Origin of the sequence: Okeania sp. SIO2C2, from assembly GCF_010692625.1 — a bacterium.
Classification (GTDB): domain Bacteria; phylum Cyanobacteriota; class Cyanobacteriia; order Cyanobacteriales; family Microcoleaceae; genus Okeania; species Okeania hirsuta.
On sequence record NZ_JAAHGM010000145.1, the window covers coordinates 1 to 2484 of the forward strand.

The 2484-nt window shown below is 36.7% G+C and carries 2 protein-coding genes; both read left to right on the forward strand.

Features of this window, described 5'->3' with window-relative positions; translation table 11 throughout:
- Positions 1-1787: GUN4 domain-containing protein (locus tag F6K18_RS35905; protein ID WP_287528128.1), on the forward strand; the 1787-nt coding region annotated here is incomplete at its 5' end.
- A 203-nt stretch (positions 1788-1990) separates the two neighbouring features.
- Positions 1991-2484, forward strand: a 494-nt coding sequence (locus F6K18_RS35910; RefSeq protein WP_375341379.1) for an ABC transporter permease, incomplete at its 3' end; no start/stop codon positions are given.

Sequence of the window (2484 nt, forward strand, 5' to 3'; positions counted from 1 at the left end):
TTTTAACTATCTGGTTAACATTGGGAGGTGCTGGTGCTTCACTTGCTGGAATAGGAAAACTTCTGGCAATATTAAAGGATTTAATTGGCGACCCGAAAATGGATTTGATTCAATATCTTGAGTCTCCTGATTATAAGAAACAAGTGGCTTTTGTAGAAAAGTTTCACGAGGATTTTTCTAAAATTGTTAATGCTTATGTGGGTAAAAATGAAAAGATTTATGTTTTTATTGATGACCTTGACCGTTGTGAGTTGGGTAAATCTGCTGATTTATTGCAAGCTCTAAATATGATGATTTCTAATGACCAAAAGATAATTTTTATTTTGGGTATGGATAGGGAAAAGATAGCAGCAGCAATAAGTTTTAAACAAAGAAATGTTATTCCTTTTCTAGCTTCAGCGATCGCGGAAAATCAAGCAGAAGAAAATGAAAGTCAGAAGTTGAGCAAAAAGGTTGATTATGGTTTTAGTTTTCTGGAAAAGTTTGTGCAATTATCATTCCCTATTCCTGTACCTTCTCAAAAGACATTAGATAGTGTTGTTCAAAAAATCTCAGAAATAAAAACTTCTCCAGAACAACAAAAAAAACGTTTTTTTGGGATTTATCATAATTTAATTGCTGAGGTATTTAATTTCACCTCAATATTTAATGATCCAAAAGAATGGATAGAAAAATTTAAAGACAGAATATTTTCACCAACAGAAAAAGAAGCAGAAAAAATAGAGTCAGAAGAGTCTTCTATTTCAGAACAAAACTCAGAATCTCAAGAGACTGAGACTTCATCTCCAGATTTACCTATTTTCCCAATTATTGAAAAAGATTTAGATTCAGAAAGCCTTGCTCAAGTTATAGAGATGGTTGCTCCTTTTTTTGATTATAATCCCCGTCGTTTAAAACAATATATTAATGTACTGAGACTCAGGATTTATATTGCCTATTATTCTATTGGAGTTACTTTTGCTGAAACAGAAACAATAACCACAGAACAAATAGGTAAGTTTACTGCTATTACCCTCAGATATCCCCGTCTTCTTTTGGAACTAAAGAATAATCATCAACTACTTGCTAAGTTAGAAAAAGATGCTGTCGATAAATCTATTTCATCAAATAATTCCATCATACTTGGTACTGAATCCATAGCCAATAATCAAGAAACAGGAAATGCCAATTATTGGCTTAAAAATTACCCTAAAATTCAACAATTACTTTGCTCTGAAATGATATTGGATAAGGAGCAAAAATCTGACAAAAAGTATATTTTTGAAAATAGTTCGATTAAAAAACTCCTAGAAGTTTCACCACAACAAAGTTTACCTTCTAAATATTTGAAATTGCGTGAGTTCCTAGCTGCTAAAAAGTGGAAAGAGGCGGATTATGAAACTTACTTAGTTATGTTACAAGTTGCAGGGCGAGAGGAGAGAGCTTGGCTAAGGCTGGAAGATATAGAGAAATTTCCTTGCCAAGACCTCCGCATAATAGACCAACTTTGGGTAAAATATAGTGATGGTAAGTTTGGCTTTTCTGTGCAAAAGAAAATTTATCAGAAGTTGGATGGTATGAAAAAGTATAATAGAGAAGTATGGGTAGCATTTGCAAAACAAGTGGGATGGCTTGAAGGGGAAGGAGAGGAGGAAGAGTGGGTGAGTTATGCCGACCTAACTTTTAGTACAGATACGCATTACTTAGGACACCTTCCTGTCGCAGGTGGGTATCGATTGGGGGGTGATATAGATTTGTTGGTTTTGTGTTCTTCTCTCTGGCACAGACTTGTAGACTGTAATATATAAGCGTTTCAGTATTGTGTAGGTTGGGTTGACGGAGGAAACCCAACAAAAATAAACACTGGTGATACAGCCATAATGGTACAGGAAGTCGATAAGTTTTCTGTTGGGTTGCGCTGTCGCTTAACCCAACCTACGGTTTATAGTATTGTGTAGGTTGGGTTGACGGAGGAAACCCAACAAAAATCAACAGTGGTGGTGCAGTCTTAATGGTACAGGAAGTCGATAAGCTTTCTGTTGGGTTGCGCTGTCGCTTAACCCAACCTACGATCTACTACAAAATGAAGCAGAAAATTCTCAAGTCAATTCTACTCCCAATATTCGCAGTATTCGCCGCCTTATTAACAGGAGCAGCTCTAATGCTCCTAGCAAAAACCAACCCTGTAACTGCCTATACCGCCCTATTCCAAGAATCTCTCACAACCTACTTTGGTTTCAGCGACACCCTCAGCAAAACCACCCCACTATTACTAGCAAGTTTAGGAATATTAATAGCATTACGAGCAGGTTTATTTAATCTCGGTGGGGAAGGGCAAATTTATATGGGTGCTTTAGGTAGTGTTGTCGTCGGACTATATTTGCCTAACTTACCAATATGGATACATTTACCCCTAGCATTGACAGGAGGTTTTCTTCTCGGAGCAATTTGGGGAGCGATCGCTGGTTATCTCAAAGTCGCCCGTGGTTTAAATGAAGTGCTGAC